General features: G+C 62.8%; 16 protein-coding genes. 3 read left to right on the top strand and 13 right to left on the bottom strand.

The window, feature by feature from the left end; genetic code table 11:
- Window positions 1-30: 30 nt before the first annotated feature.
- From H7E91_RS08470 to H7E91_RS08455, 4 genes are read right to left on the bottom strand one after another with little or no spacing between them, the layout of a single operon-like run.
- A complete protein-coding gene (locus H7E91_RS08470; protein WP_182354665.1) occupies window positions 31-1,584 on the bottom strand; it encodes an ATP-binding cassette domain-containing protein in 1,554 nt (517 codons plus the stop codon).
- Window positions 1,584-2,426 (bottom strand): ABC transporter permease subunit, encoded by an 843-nt coding sequence (locus tag H7E91_RS08465; protein WP_182354664.1) that lies wholly within the window; start codon window positions 2,424-2,426, stop codon window positions 1,584-1,586. Before H7E91_RS08465 ends, H7E91_RS08470 begins: the two co-directional genes overlap by 1 nt.
- Window positions 2,423-3,370: an ABC transporter permease subunit gene (locus H7E91_RS08460; protein ID WP_206680392.1), complete on the bottom strand. Its 948-nt coding sequence runs from the start codon at window positions 3,368-3,370 to the stop codon at window positions 2,423-2,425. The genes H7E91_RS08465 and H7E91_RS08460 overlap by 4 nt, the downstream gene beginning before the upstream one ends.
- Window positions 3,358-4,989, bottom strand: a complete 1,632-nt coding sequence (locus H7E91_RS08455; RefSeq protein WP_182354663.1) for an ABC transporter substrate-binding protein — start codon at window positions 4,987-4,989, stop codon at window positions 3,358-3,360. Before H7E91_RS08455 ends, H7E91_RS08460 begins: the two co-directional genes overlap by 13 nt.
- Before the next feature lie 291 nt (window positions 4,990-5,280).
- Here H7E91_RS08455 and H7E91_RS08450 point away from each other — a divergent pair, with 291 nt between their 5' ends.
- A complete protein-coding gene (locus H7E91_RS08450; protein ID WP_182354662.1) occupies window positions 5,281-5,856 on the top strand; it encodes a hypothetical protein in 576 nt (191 codons plus the stop codon).
- A gap of 92 nt (window positions 5,857-5,948) precedes the next feature.
- Window positions 5,949-6,500, top strand: coding sequence for a thymidine kinase (locus H7E91_RS08445; RefSeq protein WP_182354661.1), 552 nt, complete (start codon window positions 5,949-5,951; stop codon window positions 6,498-6,500).
- A gap of 41 nt (window positions 6,501-6,541) precedes the next feature.
- On the opposite strand, the gene H7E91_RS08440 is transcribed toward H7E91_RS08445, so the two are convergent.
- Window positions 6,542-9,220, bottom strand: a complete 2,679-nt coding sequence (locus tag H7E91_RS08440; RefSeq protein ID WP_182354660.1) for an HAD-IC family P-type ATPase — start codon at window positions 9,218-9,220, stop codon at window positions 6,542-6,544.
- A 180-nt stretch (window positions 9,221-9,400) separates the two neighbouring features.
- Window positions 9,401-9,937, bottom strand: coding sequence for an NUDIX domain-containing protein (locus H7E91_RS08435; RefSeq protein ID WP_206680391.1), 537 nt, complete (start codon window positions 9,935-9,937; stop codon window positions 9,401-9,403).
- A 229-nt stretch (window positions 9,938-10,166) separates the two neighbouring features.
- Between H7E91_RS08435 and H7E91_RS08430 the strand changes: the two genes are divergently transcribed.
- Window positions 10,167-11,537: an APC family permease gene (locus H7E91_RS08430; protein ID WP_182354659.1), complete on the top strand. Its 1,371-nt coding sequence runs from the start codon at window positions 10,167-10,169 to the stop codon at window positions 11,535-11,537.
- 157 nt (window positions 11,538-11,694) lie between these two features.
- On the opposite strand, the gene H7E91_RS08425 is transcribed toward H7E91_RS08430, so the two are convergent.
- From H7E91_RS08425 to H7E91_RS08395, 7 genes are all read right to left on the bottom strand, one after another.
- A complete protein-coding gene (locus tag H7E91_RS08425) occupies window positions 11,695-12,231 on the bottom strand; it encodes a DUF488 domain-containing protein (RefSeq protein ID WP_182354658.1) in 537 nt (178 codons plus the stop codon).
- 138 nt (window positions 12,232-12,369) lie between these two features.
- Window positions 12,370-12,663, bottom strand: a complete 294-nt coding sequence (locus H7E91_RS08420) for a transcriptional regulator (RefSeq protein ID WP_206680390.1) — start codon at window positions 12,661-12,663, stop codon at window positions 12,370-12,372.
- The gene (locus H7E91_RS08415) at window positions 12,660-13,127 is read right to left on the bottom strand and encodes a hypothetical protein (RefSeq protein ID WP_182354657.1); all 468 of its coding nucleotides are present in this window, start codon (window positions 13,125-13,127) and stop codon (window positions 12,660-12,662) included. The genes H7E91_RS08420 and H7E91_RS08415 overlap by 4 nt, the downstream gene beginning before the upstream one ends.
- Window positions 13,128-13,313: 186 nt before the next feature.
- Window positions 13,314-14,078 (bottom strand): ABC transporter permease subunit, encoded by a 765-nt coding sequence (locus H7E91_RS08410; RefSeq protein ID WP_182354656.1) that lies wholly within the window; start codon window positions 14,076-14,078, stop codon window positions 13,314-13,316.
- An 81-nt stretch (window positions 14,079-14,159) separates the two neighbouring features.
- A complete protein-coding gene (locus H7E91_RS08405) occupies window positions 14,160-14,939 on the bottom strand; it encodes an ABC transporter permease subunit (RefSeq protein WP_182354655.1) in 780 nt (259 codons plus the stop codon).
- Window position 14,940: 1 nt separating this feature from the next.
- On the bottom strand, window positions 14,941-15,132 hold the full coding sequence (locus H7E91_RS08400) for a hypothetical protein (protein WP_182354654.1): 192 nt from the start codon (window positions 15,130-15,132) through the stop codon (window positions 14,941-14,943).
- 59 nt (window positions 15,133-15,191) lie between these two features.
- Window positions 15,192-15,323: integrase core domain-containing protein (locus H7E91_RS08395; RefSeq protein ID WP_182354407.1), on the bottom strand; the 132-nt coding region annotated here is incomplete at its 5' end.

Genomic DNA, 15,323 nt, shown 5'->3' with positions numbered 1-15,323 from the left:
TCACACCGTTCCTCTCACAGCGGGCAGGACTCACCGTCGCGAGACAAGAGCTTTCGTCGCCGGGTGGGTTGGCCTGTCAAGCACATCATCACGGTTGCCTAGCTCGACAATGCGGCCATCCGACATGATGGCAATCCGGTCGGCGACCTGCCCGATGACATCAAGATCGTGCGAGATAAAGAGTTGAGTGAGGCCCCGCTCCTCCTGAAGGCGGGCAAGCAGATCGAGGATCTCCGCCTGGACAGTGACGTCGAGGGAAGAGACCGGCTCATCGGAGACGAGCACCTGCGGATCAGTGGCAAGGGCGCGGGCGATCGCGACCCGCTGTCTCATCCCACCCGAGAGGTGAAGCGGTCTCCTGTCGACCGTCTCAGGAGCCAGTCCGACATCTCCCAGCAACTCCTGCACGCGCGCCCTCAGCTCGGCCGGGGCTCGTCGCCAGGTCGGCACGTTCCCCATTGACGCCGCATCGGCGAGGATCGTTCCCACCCGCACTCGCGGGTCGAATGAGGACAGGGCGTCCTGGTAAATGACGGAGATGCCGGAACGGCGCTTGCGGCGCGCACTCTCTGGAACTGTCGCCCACGGTTCACCGAGAAGTCTGACGTCGCCTGCGGTGGGCGTGTCGATGGCGAGCAGAAGCCGGGCGAGTGTCGTCTTTCCCGAGCCGGACGAACCGACCAGACCGAGAGTCTCGCCCGCCATGAGAGTGAGATCCACATTATCGACCGCGACGCGGTCGGGGGCACCGGCCCTTCCCGGGAATATCCGCTCGAGTCCCTTTGCCTCGAGGACAGCGGGAGCGGGGGGCCGAGGCGGCGTGGTCGACCGTGTCGGGACCGCGGTGAGGAGCCGGCGGGTTGTCGGATGAGAGGAGGCGGTGAGCACGTCTGGGCCAGCATCGACGATGCGACCGTCCGCCATGACGCACACGTCGTCGGCGATCTCTTTCGCGATCCCGAGATCGTGGGTGATAAGAAGGACAGCTTGACCGGAATCTCGCAGGTCTGCAAGGAGGCGGACGATGTGGCTCTGGACGCTACGATCGAGGGCCGTCGTCGGTTCGTCCGCGATGATGATCGGCGGGTCGGCCGCGATGGCGGCGGCGATGAGGGCGCGCTGGCGCTGGCCGCCGGATAGCTCTCCGGAGCGCTGGCGAGATCGATCCCCTGCATCGTCCAGTCCGACACGTTCGAGAACGTCGACGACGCGGCCAGGTATGTCGCGGCGAGCAACGTCCGTGTGCAAACGAAGCGTGTCGGCCACTTCCCGGCCGATGGGGCGAAGTGGATCGAGTGAGACGAGGGCGTCCTGCAGAACAAGGCCAATACGCCTTCCTCGCACCTTGCGCCACGATCTCGTGCTCGCGCCCGTCATGTGTCGACCATCGATGAGTAGCTCGCCGGTGACGGTGGCATCGCTACCGGCGAGGCCGAGTAGTGCCCTTGCGGTGACGGACTTACCCGACCCGGACTCACCGACGAGGGCGAGGCACCGGCCCGGAACGAGGTCGAAGGACACGCGTGTGACGACTGGCTTGTCGAACGACACGGATAGGTCTCGGACACGGTAGATCGGCTCCATCACGCCCTCCGAGAGGCGGCGGCGATCGAGCGGGACAGGACCGTTGTCGACACGGCCGTGAGGATGATCGCAACGCCTGGGAAGAGCGTCATCCACCACGCGGAGGACGTGAGATAGGTGCGACCCGCATTCATCATCGCCCCCCATTCCGGCGAGGGCGGAGCGACTCCGAGGCCCAGGTAGGACAGGGACGCTGCCCACACCACTCCCTGGCCAACACCGAGGGTTGCAATAACGAAGAGTGGCACGACGAGGTTGGGGGCAATCCTGCGGGCGAGAATCTGGCGCCTCGTCCGTCCGAGCGCACGATCAGCCTCGACGTAGCCGGAGTTCGCGATGGCGATGGTCTGGGTGCGGATCATTCGTGCGTACCCCGGCGCCGTCGCAAGGCCGACCGCAATGGTCGAGGTTGTGACGCCGGGGCCGACGACGGTGATAAGGAGGAGGGCGAGGACGATGCCGGGCAGAGCAAACAGAACCTCGACAAAGCGGGACAGGGTGAAGTCGAGCCACCGCGGCCCGAGCGCTGCGCCGATCCCAAGTAGTGATGCAATGGCGAGGCCGATGCCGGTGGCGGCGACACCGATGACGAGTGAATCGCCCGTTCCGTGGACGACCCGGCGGAACGTGTCCCGTCCCGACTCGTCGGTACCGAACCAGTGATCCGCGCTGGGCGGCATGAAGCCGGCACCGGGATCGACCGCGAGTGGATTGCCCGGTGCGACAAGGTCTGGGGCGACTGCGCACACGAGGAAAATCGCAAGGACCACGAGTGACGCCCAGCCACCTAAACCGAGCCCTCTCTTGTTGCGCGCTGTCTGTGTGAGAACGACGGTGCTCACGCGGGTCTCCTCACCCGCGGGTCAACCGCGGCTTCGACGGCGTCAACCACGAGCATGACGACGACATAGATGGTTGCGATTACCATGAGGATGCCGATGACGAGCGGCATGTCTCGCACCCCGACTGCGCCGAGAAGGGTACGGCCGATGCCCTGGCGGGCGAAGATTTCTTCGACAATGACGGCTCCGGACATGAGGGAACCAAACGCCCACCCGGCGAGAGATATCGCCGGAAGGACGGCGTGGCGTAGTAGATGCCGCCAGAAGAGTCCCATGGTCGACTCTCCGCGGGCTCTGGCCGAGGTTGTAAACGGTGCTTCGAGGGCGTCGAGCATGGATTCGCGCATGACCTGACCGAGGAAGCCCGCCGTCGGCACGGCGAGTGTGAGGGCGGGAAGGATGAGGGACTGTGCGCTGTCGGTGGAGACGGGTGGGAGCAACGCCAGCCAGGTAGAGAAAATGACGATGAGAACAATGGCGAGCGCGAAGTGCGGCAGGGCCGCGGAAACAACTTCGATCATCGACGCGACGCGCCATGCGCTTTTCCCAAACACGCTGACGAGGGCGAAAGCGAGCGCCATGACCCACGCTAGTCCCAGCGCGGCAAGGGCCAGCGTCAGCGTTGCCGGGAGTTGCTCGCCGATGAGGTCACGAACGGGTTCGTCATAGGAGAAGCTCATCCCCCAGTTGAACGATGCGATGGACTTGAGCTGGACCCAGTACTGGACGAGGAGCGGCTCATCGAGACCGTACGTCTCGATCGCGAGCGCGACGGCCTCGTCGCTCGCGTTTGACCCGGGGCCAAGGATGGCATCCACCTCATCGCCCGGGATGGCTTTGAGTGCGAGGAAAACAATGGTCGCGACAGCCCAGAGGACGGCGATGAGTCCCCCGAGCCGCAGGAGCAGATAGCGGGCGACCGGCGGCACGTCTAGTCGATCCACGCCTCGTGGAACCACGGCGTCGACAGGTTCGTTTCGAGGCGAAGTCCGTGGACGTTATCGCGGTAGAGGACTCTCGTCTGCCAGTCGTATAGCGGCATGACGTAGGCGCCGTCGATGATGATGCGCTGGGCCTGTGCGTAGAGCTCTGCCCGTTCCTTCTCATCGGTCGTCTGGTTCGCCTCATCAAGTCGTGCGTCGAGCTCGTCGTTGCGCACCTTGATGTTGTTGGCATGGTAGCCGGACGGAGCCGGTTCGATGCTGTCGGAGTGGAAGATGATGCGGAGCACGTCGGGGCTCGACTTACCGTAGGGTGCGGTGATTGCGTCAAACTCCCAGGCACCCGCCGCCGCATACCAGCTCGCGAGGTCCATGGGGTCGAGCGTGACGTCGAAGCCGACATCTGCGGCCTGGGACTGGATCTGCTCGAGTAGGGATTGTTCGGCAGGAATGGACTGGTTGGTTGACACGGGGATCCTCACGGTCAAACGTCTGCCGTCCTTCGTCCGCACTCCGTCGGAGCCCTTGACCCATCCGGCCTCATCGAGCAGCTCGGAAGCGCGCTCAGGATCGTAGTTGAACGCGTCGTCGTGGCGGGTGCCGTGCGGGGTACTCGAGGCGAGAAGGCTTGTTGTCCGTTCGACGGTGCCGAAGAAGAGCGTGTCGACGCCCGTCTCGATATCGGAGGCATGCATGAACGCCTGACGGACGAGCGGGTCAGAGAATGTGTCGCCGCCGGTGTTGAGCTCGAGCCTTGTCGAAGCTCCTGAACGGACACCGATGAGGTCGTTAATCGGGCCGCCACCGCTCCTGGCTTGGGCTATCGTGTCGGGCTGGGCTGAGTCGATGACGTGGACCTCACCTGCTTGGAGTGCGGCGAAGCGTGATGCGGCGTCCGGCATGAAGCGGATGGTCAGTGTGTCGAGCAGGGCTGGACCGTCGTGCTCGGCTGTCGATGGCGGGCTCGTGTAGTCGTCGTTGCGGGAGTACGTGATCGAGTGTTGCTTGTTCCACTCCTCGACGATGAACGGTCCAGTGCCGACTGGAGATTCGCAGTTCTCCTCCCGGCTCCTCTCGAGCGCGGTGGGCGACTGGATGGCGAGCCACGTCTGCGCAAGAGACTCCATGAGCGCAGCATCCGGCTCCGTCATGTGGAACACCGCGGTGTGCGTGTCGACGGGCTCGACTGAGTCGACGTGCTCGACTGCGAGGTAGCCGGTTGACGATTCCGTCGCGGGGTCCTGAAGATGCTCAATATTGGCTTTGACAGCCTCGGCGGTAAATGGTGTGCCGTCCGTGAACTCGACACCCTCCTTCAGCTCGAACGTCCATGTCATTCCGTCGTCTGACATGTCGCCGGACTCGGCGAGCCAGGGCTTGATCTCGCCATCTTGGGTCATTGTGAAGAGGGACTCGAGCACGTGGATGCTGGCGATCTTCTGCGGCATATTCCCGCCAACGTGAGGATCGAGGCACGTTGGTTCGGCATCTCCGGTGGCGAAGACGAGATCTCCTCCGGCGGTCCGTCCACCCCCGGCCTCATCAGCTGTGCCGCCACAGCCGGCAAGCACGAGTGAGGCGGCCGCGACCGCAGCGATGGACGTGCGACGGAGAGTAAACATGACATCACCCTTGCAGGACCTGTCGGCCCGAACGAACCTGTAGAGACACGTGTGATTATAGGCCGGACACGGTGCCCAGCAGCATGCTCTCCCACGCGATGAACAGTCATAGGCCGGGGAATCGGATGACGATTTTTCGTGTGTTGCACGGGAAATCGGTACGCGGCGGGCGTGTCATCGTCTGCGCATATCTGTCGATCGCTATCGGAGGCTGGCGTGTGACGAGGGGACATCGTCGGGTCCACGCCGTCTCGACCTGACAGTGAGATCTGTGACACATAGGCTAGGTTCATGGCGACGACAACAATCAGACACAGTAGGCGACTCTCGATCGCGCTCCTCGCCATCGGGATCATTCTTATCCTCGGCGCGGCGCTGGCAGACCTTCCCGTTCTCTACATCCTCGGCGGTTTCGCCGCGGTCTTCGGCGTTCTCATGCTCGTCCAGCCTCTCGTCGAAATTTGGCCGTATGAGGTGAGAGCTAAAAGCCCCGGCGGCAGGACGAAGGGCACGTATCCAGTGCGTTATCCCGGCGACCTCGACATCCACGATAGGAAGCTGTGGCACGTGCCGACCGGTCGGAGGATTTCTGACCTCGGCTTCATTGCTTACCGTCGTGACGTCGAGAATGTGGAGAAGCTGCTCTCCACCTCGACACCGGAGGACTACCACAGGCCGACCGGCGCAGACCAGAACCCGGAGACGACACGGTACCGGCAGCCCCCCGAGCCCGACCCATTTCTCTCAGGGCCAGGATGGGGAGGGGCTCCGCAGAACCCCGGTGGCAGGGACGCCCCCACCCCGCACAGGGACACCCCGCCCCACGGCACGTCGGGCGAAGAACCCCACGTACCATTTCCCCACTGACGGGCTCCTCTGCCCGTGCCTTCGCATCCTCTCACCGCGCCACCCGAAGCATGTGACCGGTTTCTTCTAGCGGGCACCGCTAACGTGGCGCTATGAGTCCTGGACATCTTCACGTCATCACCGGCCCGATGTTCGCCGGAAAGACCGCCGCCCTCATCGCCGAGATCCGGCGATTGACAGAGCTGGGGGCGTCACCCGACATCATCACTCATGCGATCGATCATCGCGGCCGGATCGGAGATATCTCGACCCACGATGGCGCGACGCACGATGCTCGCGTGGTCGCAACCGCCGATGACATCATCCGAACTGTCACGTCGGATGTCGTCGCGATTGACGAGGCCCAGTTTTTCGGCCAGCCGCTCGTCCCAGCCGTTGCCCACCTCCTCGACACCGGCCGACGCGTCATCGTTGCGGGCCTCTGTGTCACGTTCGACGGACGCCCATTCGATCCGATACCCGAACTCATGGCCGTGGCTGACCGGGTCGACAAGCTCATGGCCCGCTGCGACGTGTGCGGAGCTCCCGCGCCATACCACCGCCCCACCCAAACCGGCCTCGGCGATGCTCTCGATATCACCCCCGACCAGGTCGGCGGAAGCGACACGTACCAGGCTCTTTGCCGGCACCATGTCGGCATCTAACTTGCACCGGTTCCCGTCGTCGCTGGCTCGGGAAGCACGGGTCAGTCGCTGCCGGTCGCCGTTGTCACCGCCTTCTCGATCTCCACAACGGTGAAGACGGCGATGCCAACCGCCATCGGCACAAGCCACCCGACCCAGCCCACCGACTCGGACGAGAATGCCGCCTGCATGAAGGGCAGGTAGACGAAGCCGACCTGAAGAGTGATCATCGCGACGATGCTCCCCCACGAGACCGGGTTCGTCGTGAGTAGCTCCCTGCGAATCGCGGAAGTCCTCGTGAAGCGGCTGGCGAGCAAGTAGAAGATTTGGCCGATGACGAGGGTGTTGATCGCGACGGTCCGGGAATAGTCGACACCCCATCCCGACTGAAGTCCGATAACGAAGACGGCGGTCGTGCTACCTCCGATGAGGAGTGAGACGTAGGCAATGCGAATGACTCCGGAGCGCGACAGGAGCGACCCGCCGGGCTTGCGCGGGGGCCGCCGCATGATATCCGGCTCAGCTGGTTCGAACGCTAGAGCGAGAGACAGCGTGACGGCCGTAATCATGTTGACCCAGAGGACCTGAACGGGAGTGAGCGGAAGGGTCAGACCAAGGAGAACGGCGGTGAGGATGACAAGGCCCTGGGCGCCGTTCGTTGGCAACATGAAGACGATCGCCTTGCGCAAGTTGTCATAGATCGTCCTGCCCATCTCAACCGCAGACTCGATGGTCGCGAAGTTGTCGTCCGCGAGAACGATATCGGCGGCGTCCTTCGTTGCCTCCGTGCCCTTGATGCCCATGGCGACACCGACGTCTGCCTGCTTGAGAGACGGCGCGTCGTTCACGCCGTCACCCGTCATCGAGACAACCTCGCCATTGGCCTGCAGGGCGCGGACGAGCCGGAGCTTGTGCTCCGGGCTCGTGCGGGCAAAGATGTCGTGCTCGGTGACGATCTGTCGTAACTCCTCATCGCTTGCGACTTCCAGCTCCGCGCCGGAGAAGGCCCGCTGGCCCCGTCCGATCCCCATCTCGTGGCCGATCGCTGTCGCCGTTCCACCGTGGTCGCCAGTGATCATCTTGACTCGGATGCCGGCCTGCTGGCAGAGCCGGATCGCGTCGATTGCCTCCTCGCGGGGCGGATCGATGATCGCGTAGAGACCGACAAATGTCAGGTCATCGATCATGTCATGGTCGATCGTGTCAGCGTCAACCGGGCGGACCGCAGCGGCGAGAAGACGGAGACCGTGTGATGAGTAGTCGTCGATCTTTCGCTCCCAGAACTCCCTGTCAAGAGGGTCCGTCGACGTGGGAGTGGCGCCCTGTGTCGTGCTCCGTTGGAGGATCCTGTCGGGAGCGCCCTTGACGTGGACGTACCGGCGACCGCCGATGGAGTCGAGAGTCGCCATGTATTTGTATGACGAGTCGAACGGCAGGCTGGCGATCCGCCGCGCTCTTGGCTCGACACCCGCCTTCATCGCGAACGTGCGAAGCGCACCATCGGTGGGCTCGCCCGCAAGCACCCAGGTCCCGTTCTGGTTGGACACAGTGGAGTCATTGACGAGGCTTGCGATGAGGGCGAGGAGGTGAAGTCCATCGTCGTCCGAATGCACGGCAGCACCGTCAAGGGAGATCTCTCCCTCCGGGGCATAGCCGGTCCCCGTCACGTCGTAGTGGTGATCGGCGGACACGACTTCCCGGACTGTCATCTCGTTTTTCGTCAGCGTGCCGGTCTTGTCGGAGCAGATCGTTGTGACCGAGCCGAGTGTTTCGACCGAGTACATGCGCCGCGTGATGGCATTCTTATCAGCCATCTTCTGCACGCCGAGCGCGAGAGTGATCGTGAGGACGGCCGGGAGTCCCTCGGGAATGGCTGCGACCGCGAAGCCAATGGAGGACAGCACGAGGTCGCTCCACGTGTAGTCGTGAACAAAGCCGATGCCGAACATGAGGACGGCGAGAACGACGACAACGACCGCGAGCTTCGTCGAGAACGTCGTCATTTGCTTCGTCAGAGGTGTCTCAAGGGACTCGACCTCGGACAGCATCTCCGAGATCTTGCCGATCTCCGTATTCTCTGCCGTACCGACGACGATTCCGGCACCGGACCCTCCTGTGACCGTCGTCCCGGAGAATGCCATGCTCGATCGGTCGCCGACCCCAGTGTCGTGCTTGACCGGTTCTGTCGATTTCTCGACAGGCTCGGATTCGCCAGTCAGCGGCGCCTCGTCGATGTGGAGACTCGAGGCGTCACACAGTCTCATGTCGGCTGGAACTCTATCGCCCGCGTCCAGGCGGACGCTGTCACCCGGCACGACCTCCTCGGCTGGAACATAAACCCACGTGCCATCACGTCGGACCTCCGCGCTGACGGAGAGCATCGTACGGATTCCCTCAAGCGCATCCTCAGCCTTGCCCTCTTGGACGAAGCCAATGATCGCGTTGATGACGACGACGCCCAAGATGACGGCGGTGTCGACCCATTGGCCGAGCAAGGCGGTGAAGATGCCTGCACCGATGAGAACCCAAATCATCGGGTCGTTGAACTGCCGAACCGCGCGACGGAAAACGGAATCACCAGCCTGCGGCTTGAGCTCGTTTCGGCCATAAGTATCGAGCCGCTCGCTCGCCTCCTTGGCACGTAACCCACGGGTGCTCACTCCGAGCTTGGCCGCCGATTCGTCCACGCTCATCGCATGCCACTGAACTCTCTGCTCAATCTTGTCGACAGGTCTATTCATATGCCCTTCATTCGTCGCGTCCTGTGTGACGCACACTCTCATCATTGCTCATGAGGCTGGGCATTCATTATCGCCCGGCAGGTCCCGCATTGCGTGGGCGTCACCAGCGGGAAGAAGAAACAGGAAGAAGAAACAGAATGCGGCAGAGAAGAATTGATGGCGCCCCGCGGTCGCGGAGCCTTACCCGAGGGACGTGAGCGCCCGCTCGACGCGGTGAGGAAGGTCAGCGGTTGCGCCGATAGGGAGAGCTCTCACAGGCCACCACGCGACTGCCTCACTCTCGTCACTCACGCTGACGGAAAGCCCCGGGTCCGCGAGCGCAACAAAGCCAGCATCCCAGTGGGTGCGGCACGTGAACCCTCCATGCAGATCGTGCCTGTCAAGGTCGACAATCCCTCCGATGAGTTCCAACGCGTGGATGCCGCTCTCTTCGCGTGCCTCTCGTAGAGCCGTCTCATCGAGCGATCGGTCTGACATCTCAAGGTGGCCGCCGAACTGCACCCAGAACTGTCCCTTGCGGTGGTACGTGAGGAGGATCTGGTCGAAGGATGGTGAGAAAACGAAGCAGCTGGCCGTTATGTGGTGTTCGGCCAGGCCTTTCCACAGCATCTTCTCGCCCCGTCTCGACACTTCATCGAGATAGGCGTCTCGCAGGCTGCGTTGATCATCCTCTCGGGGGTCATAGGCATGGAGGTGGGTGAGGACTGAGTGGAGCACCGCCAAAGTCTACCGCTCTTGGCACCTGACAGCGCTGGCGGCGGCATGCGGCCGTCCTTCTCTGCCGCATCATACCGAGCTTTCCAGTGCCGGCTCAGCCTGCATGAACGGATACATCTATCCAGAACACAACATGCGACTGGCGTGACATCGTTGCATACTAGGGCACCGACGGGCATCGCCCGCGCGCGGGTAGCCCCGCGCTCATCGAGAACGAAGGTTGGGCACAATGGCAGAGCCACAGTCACGGCTGAAGCAGGGTATGGGCGGGCTCCTCCTCTTCGCCTTCATCCTTGGAGATGTTCTCGGAGCCGGTGTCTATGCCCTGTCGGGGCGTCTTGCTGGCGGCGCGGGCGGAATGACGTGGGCACCGATCATCGTTGCTCTCCTCATGGCGCTACTGACGGCTGGATCGTATGCGGAGCTCGTCACGAAGTATCCAAAGGCGGGCGGGGCAGCTGTCTTCGCTAAGCGGGCCTACAAGAGTCCCGTCATCGCTTTCCTCGTCGGCTACTGCATGCTCAGCGCCGGTATTGTCTCGGTCGGCGCACTCGCGATTGCCTTCGCGGGAGATTACCTGTCGGCGATTATGCCCGTCCCGGTTCCTATCGCGGCACCGATCTTCCTTGCGATCCTCGCGCTCATTAACATGCGTGGCATCAAAGAGTCGGTGCGGACGAACCTCGTCATGACGATCATCGAGACGACAGGCCTTGTCCTCGTCCTCGTCGTTGTTGCGATAGCGATGGGCGACGGGATGGGTGACACGTCCCGTCTCACGCAAACACCCGACGACGTCAGCACAGCGAGCGGCATCCTCGGCATGGCTCTGCTCGCGTTCTACAGCTTTGTCGGCTTTGAGACGTCAGCCAACGTGGCCGAGGAAGTCAGGGACGTCACCCGCGTCTATCCGCGCGCACTGTTCGGCGCGCTCCTCGTCGCCGGCTTCGGATATGTTCTCGTCGCGATGGCGTCGTCCATCATGTTGCCGCCCGAAGAATTGGCTGAATCGACCGGTCCCCTACTTGACGTCGTGAGCGCCACCGGTGTGTCGTTCCCGAGCTGGCTGTTCAGCACGATCGCGCTTGTCGCCATTGCAAACACCGCCCTCATGACGTCAATCATGAGTTCCCGGCTCGTCTACGGCATGGCTGATGAAGGTCTCCTCCCGAGCGTCTTCACAGCTGTCCTGCCGACCCGTCGCACCCCGTGGGTCGCGATCATCGTTACCGCCGCCCTATCCGCCGTCCTCGCTCTCGCTGGTGAGCTCGAGTTGCTGGCGGAGGCTGTTGTCCTCTTCCTCCTGTTCGTCTTCATCTCGACGAACCTTGCCGTCCTCGTGCTCAAGAAGGACCGCGTCAAGCACAGCCACTTCACGATCCCCTCCCCCATTCCCGTGCTCGCACTTGGTAGCTGCGTTGTGTTGCTTACCCAGCAGACCGCCGAGGTCTGGCTCCTCGCGGCCGGACTTCTCATCATCGGCGTCGTTCTTTACTTTGTCGCCCAGAAAGTGGATACGAAGGGTCCTCACGAGAACCGTGAGGTGACGACAGACGAAGCTCGGATGCAAACCGACGGCACCTCGGGAAACCGCGACTAGGACGTCAGCGTCGTGTCACGACGAGCTCAACGCAATCCCTGCCTTGTCGAGGACAGTGATCGCTCATGACAGCCGGCCGGCTTCGGGTCGGGACCTCGCTTGCGTGATTGAAGCCGGAGGACGAACCGTCTTGCTGACGGTTCGAGGCACAGCATTGTCACGGAGCAGGGTACGTCACGTTGTGTCCCTCAACGCGGGCACCTGACGTCAGGGTCGCTTCCGGAGTGGAGCCGTTTGGCATGAGGTGGAACACGGGGATGTCCCGAGCAAGCAGAAAATCAGCGATGATTCGGCGGTGGCAACGCCACCAGACAGCCTCCGAACACATGATCGCGGGAGTGCGGTCCGGGCCGAGCATTCCGATGAGTCGATCGAGACCCGACCTGAACTCATCATGTTGCGCGTAGTCGGCGTAGCGTTTGAAACTTTTGTTCTCCCAGAATCCGTTGAGCGACGGGTCGATGGTCGGATCGGCTTTGCGCAGTCCACCGAGAGCCTCCTCCCGGCTGTACGCAATCCCTGCATCTTCCAGGCTGGGCCCAAGATTTTCTTCGTTGAAATGAGGAAAACGGCGTGATCCGGGTAGGGTCCGCACATCGACGACGTCCGTCACTCCTGCGGATGTCAGAAGCTCGATGAACTCGTCGATCGGGTGGGTCGAATGCCCGACAGTCAATACCTTCGCCTCGCTCATAACTCACACCTCATCTCGGTTGTGCGTCCAGCCTACGACGATGGTGGAACCGATGCTCGGCCTGCCCGGTGGGCACTGGAGCGCACGCCCACGTACGACTCCGAGCGCGGACACATCCGCCGCGCGCCGAGCGCGAGCTCAGCCCTTGGGCCCGAGCATCTCAAAGAGGGCGGCCCGATGGGACCGATAGGCGCGGTCCCCCTGCGGTGTCATCGTGTACGTCGTGACGGAACCTGGGCCGCGGCCGCGCTTCTTCACGTTGACGTAGCCCGCCGATTCGAGAGTAGACATCTGCTTCGAGAGATCCGAGTCTTTGAGGTCGAGCTGGTCCTTGAGGAACTGAAATGTCGCGAACTCGGCATTGGCCAAAATTGCCATCGCCATGAGCCTCTTCGGCGCATGGATAATCGGGTCGAGCTGCGGCAATGTCACTGAAGCCGCTCCCGGACGGCCTCTGCGGCATTCTCATATCGACGAACATAGACGTGGTAACCGACGCTCACGAGGACAAATGCCAGTGCGACGGCGAGGCCGAGCCCTGCGAACCGCCACCCGACGACGACAAGACCGCCAATGAGCGCCGCGCCAGAGCCGTACACACGGTACTCGCGCCGAATCTCAGGTGGCGGGTTCCCTCGCCCCGGCATCGGAAGAGTGTCGTACTGGCGTACAAGCGAGCCGACGAACAAGCCGATCACGGCAGACAGCGCGACCATGCTGAGGATGAACAGGCCGATGCTGACGTTCCATAGAGCAAATGCTGCGACATAGGCCGCGAACCACGAGCCAAACACGGGTGCGAGCCAGAACGGCGCAGAGGGCTGGTTGATGTACGGGGCCGCTTCGCTACGCTCCAACTCGCGCAACTCGTCTGCAGGTCCTTCAATGCTTTCCATAACGTAAAGCTTAAGAGATGCTTTCCGCTATGGCAAGCACTCACCTCAGATAGTAGCCGTTAGCCGACTGACGCAATGTTTGGGCCCGTCTTGAACTCGCTGGAGCGCTCCGTCCCTCGAGGGGCATCAAGGCTCCGAGCCACAGCGAGGTGGACAACCGTGTCGTACAAGTGCTGACGGCGCTCGCTAGCCTCGTAGATCGGCGCGGCGGGAGAAGGCCACGAAGGCCATGGCGCCCATGCCGAGGGCGAGGGCTACCATCGTTGCAGCCAAGCCCCAATCCAGTCCGTTTGCGAGCGGGGTGCTGGCGACGTACGGGTACCAGAAATTCAGTTTCGATAGCCAGACAAGACTCTCGTTCAGTCCGAGGAAGTTCGCGGCGATAAATGACACGGCGATAACGGCACCGGTGATGGCGAGCGTCAGGCGTTTGTCGCCTGTCACGGCACCCAGCCCCAGCGTCATCGCCCCAAATACGAGGGCGATGAGGACCATGTTGAGGGTTGCCGCGAGAAGATTGGCGACGGGAATGCCAAGGTTACCGATGGGATTGGCGATAAGCATTCCAACGAACAGGGCAACGGCAACGATGAGGACGTGTGTCAGGGTTGCGGTGGCCTTCGCTGACAAAAACGTGCCACGCGGCACCCCGGCCGACAAGACAAGGCCCAGGGTTCGATCTTGCTCCTCACCGGCAGTTGCCGACGCCGCAGAGATCATGGCGACCGCGATGAGAAAACCCGGGCCCAGGATCGACATGAGTTCGGCGTGCATCCATCCCGCCGGGGTGGCAATGGACAGCCCTCCCAGTAGCGTGTCGAAACCGGCAGGGAAACTCTCGCTGATCGATACGAATGTGTCCTCGAGGGGTGGCCACAGAGCCCCGACACCAACAGCGACCGCCATCCCGTAGAACGCCAGGACGCCGACGAGCGTCGCCTTGTCGGCCACAGCTCGGGTGTAGACAGTTCTCCATATGGCTCGGCCTGGCAGAGTAGCGCGTTGTACTGAGCGGGTTGTCGTCGTCATGGGTCAGCCTTTCAGGTCGCGGCGGCGGAACGCCACGGTGGCGATGACCATGGCGATTGCGGCGATCACGGCGAAGATCGCGATGTCGGTCCAGGTCACCCCGGTCCTCAGGGGATCGGAGTTGAGGAGGTAGTAATACCAGGGGCTGACGTGGGCCCAGCCGTCCAGTCCCGCGATCGGCAACATCGTTGCTGCGAGATAGGCCGTGACCGCCACCGCGCCAGCGATGGCCGACCCGGCTGCGGGCCGCCCGGTGGCGGCGGCACCTGCGAGTGCGATCGCAGCGAACGCTACCCCGAGGAAGTAGAGGTGGACGGTTGCCCCCATCAACCCAGTCAGGGACAACTCGGTGGCCCCGGCCGCGATAAACAGTGCCATGACAACCCAGTTCACCGCGATTACACCGACAATAGCGAGAGCCACCCCGGTAGCTTTCGTCCACAGCAGTCGAGTGCGAGACACCGGTTGCGATGCAAGGATCGCCATCGTCCCGTCGCGTTCCTCCCCGGCCAGCGTGCCAGCACCGACAATGATGGCAAAGGTCACGACTGCGATCGGGAAGATCAGGGAGAACATCTCCCCGACAACGTATCCGCCCGGGGCATCCGCTCCGATAAACGTGCGGAGCGCTTCGGGAAACGAGTCGGTAATGTCGTTCAGCAGTGAGCCCAGAGCATCGGCCAGAGTCATGGCAAGGAGTCCGAACGCTCCGAGGACTACGGCGAGCGTCGCCGCACCAACTCGGCGGGTTCGGATCTCGTGCGTGAGCAAAGTAGGAGACACGTCAGCTTCCCTTCGCCGTCATATCCGCGTCGTCGGTCTTGACGTCACTCGCGGTCGTGTCGGGCGCTGCCGCTGTCTCGGTGGCCGCATCGGTATCGCGGTAGTAGGCCAGGAAAATCTCCTCCAGGTCCGCGTCCCGGGAGTGCAGGTTAAGCACATCGTGGGCCATGGCCGCGTGGAGGACCGGGTTCACGGTGCCGTCATAGGAAATCCGGGCATGGACACCGTCAATCTCGACCTCGCGTACCTGGTCTAGCTGTACTGTCCGGGGAGGTTGGTTAAGCGGGTGATTGGGGCGAGCCTGTCGCAGGCTGTGTGGGGTCGGTGATGATTATAGTGATGCAGCCATCCTGGTAGGGCGTCTCGTCGCTCGGTTTCTGAGGT

Source organism: Flaviflexus huanghaiensis, from assembly GCF_014118685.1.
In the GTDB taxonomy this organism is placed as follows: Bacteria; Actinomycetota; Actinomycetes; order Actinomycetales; family Actinomycetaceae; genus Flaviflexus; species Flaviflexus huanghaiensis.
The sequence above is the reverse complement of the archived record's forward strand: the minus strand, read 5'-3'. Positions and strand labels throughout refer to the sequence as shown.